The sequence below is a fragment of the Streptomyces durbertensis genome (assembly GCF_014156695.1).
Classification (GTDB): Bacteria; Actinomycetota; Actinomycetes; order Streptomycetales; family Streptomycetaceae; genus Streptomyces; species Streptomyces durbertensis.
Window position 1 is genome coordinate 1 of sequence record NZ_WMLF01000835.1, and the last position, 1,036, is coordinate 1,036.

2 protein-coding genes are annotated in these 1,036 nt (G+C 71.5%); both read left to right on the forward strand.

Annotation, left to right across the window (positions count from 1 at the left end):
* On the forward strand, positions 1-387 hold a 387-nt coding region (locus tag GL263_RS27165), incomplete at its 5' end, for a metallophosphoesterase family protein (RefSeq protein WP_438948014.1).
* Positions 388-568: 181 nt separating this feature from the next.
* Positions 569-1,027 (forward strand): SRPBCC family protein, encoded by a 459-nt coding sequence (locus GL263_RS27170; protein WP_182858381.1) that lies wholly within the window; start codon positions 569-571, stop codon positions 1,025-1,027.
* The last annotated feature ends 9 nt before the right edge of the window (positions 1,028-1,036 follow it).

The window sequence follows — 1,036 nt, forward strand, 5'->3', positions numbered from 1 at the left end:
GGCCTCACCGTCCTGGACGGGCGGACGACCGAGATAGGCGGGCTGCGGGTGGGCTTCGTCGGCGGCGGCCTGCGCACCCCGATGAACACCCCCTACGAGATCGACGAGGACGAGTACGCCGCCAAGGTGGACGCCCTCGGCGAGGTCGACGTGCTCTGCTCGCACATCCCGCCCGAGGTGCCGGAGCTGTGCTACGACACCGTCGCCCGCCGCTTCGAACGCGGCAGCCGGGCGCTGCTGGAGATGATCCACCGGGTGCGGCCCCGCTACGCCTTCTTCGGCCACGTCCACCAGCCGCTGGTCCGGCGGATGCGGATCGGCGCCACGGAGTGCGTGAACGTCGGCCACTTCATGTCCGGCGGCAGGCCTTTCGCCCTGGAGTGGTGACCGCCGGTAGCCCGCCGCGCGGTAGCCTTCCCCCGCGACCACCGGCGGCTCCGCCGGCAGCGCGCGTCCGCCCCGACACGTCCCGCCGCCCGGCGAACGGCCTCGCGGCGGGCGTCACACGACGGGTCGGCAGCGGCACACGGGTTTTCGGTTTTCCTGTTTCCTGAAGGAGCCATGAGCGATGGCGGAACACACCAGGTCGAGCATCACCATCGACGCGGCCCCGGCCGAGGTCATGGCCGTGATCTCCGACTTCGGGCGCTACCCGGAGTGGACCGGGGAGGTGAAGGAGGCCGAGATCCTGGCCACCGACGACGCCGGCCGCGCCGAGCAGGTGCGGCTCCTGCTGGACGCGGGTGCGATCAAGGACGAGCACACCCTCGCCTACGAGTGGCCCGGTGACCGCGAGGTCCGCTGGTCGCTGGTGAAGTCGCAGATGCTCCGCGCGCTCGACGGCTCCTACACGCTCGCCCCGGTCGACGGCGGCACCCGCACCGAGGTCACCTACCAGCTCACCGTCGACGTCAAGATCCCGATGCTCGGCATGATCAAGCGCAAGGCGGAGAAGGTCATCATCGACCGCGCGCTGGACGGGCTGAAGAAGCGCGTCGAGTCCGGCGCCGCCGGCGACCGGGACTGACGTGCGGGC

Coding starts and splice junctions, on each gene's coding strand:
- GL263_RS27170 (WP_182858381.1), top strand. CDS start 569: ATGGCGGAACACACCAGGTCGAGCATCACCATCGACGCGGCCCCGGCC.